At 51.7% G+C, this 408-nt stretch carries 1 protein-coding gene; it reads left to right on the forward strand.

Features of this window, described 5'->3' with window-relative positions:
- Positions 1-322 (forward strand): AIR synthase-related protein (locus tag E3E42_RS11780; RefSeq protein ID WP_240913705.1); only part of this gene is annotated, 322 nt, incomplete at its 5' end.
- Positions 323-408 lie beyond the last annotated feature (86 nt).

Here is a 408-nt window from a genome sequence, read left to right on the forward strand (position 1 = left end):
GAACGGCCTCCACGAGATGGCCGACGCTGCCAAACTCGGCTTCCGCGTTTACGCAGAGCGGATTCCGATAAGGAAAGAAACACTGAAAATCTGTGAGTTTTATGACCTCAATCCGCTCGCCCTCATCAGCTCAGGCGCGCTCATGATAGCCGCCCCCAAAGAAAAGGCAGATAGTATAATCTCCGCCCTCAAGAGGAAGGGCATAAACGCCTCGGTAATCGGGGAGTTCCTAGAAGACAAAGAATCGAGAGTAATGGTTGATAACGGAAAGGAAAAGCCTCTGGAGAGGCCAGAGAGCGACGAGCTCTGGAAGGTCGTTTAGAGCTCCACGGAAATTCTGAGCTTTTCTTCCTCCTCGAGCTTTCTCAGTATCTCTAGAGCAGTTTTTGGGTTCAGGGGCATCGTCCT

The organism is Thermococcus sp. JdF3, assembly GCF_012027495.1.
In the GTDB taxonomy this organism is placed as follows: Archaea; Methanobacteriota_B; Thermococci; order Thermococcales; family Thermococcaceae; genus Thermococcus.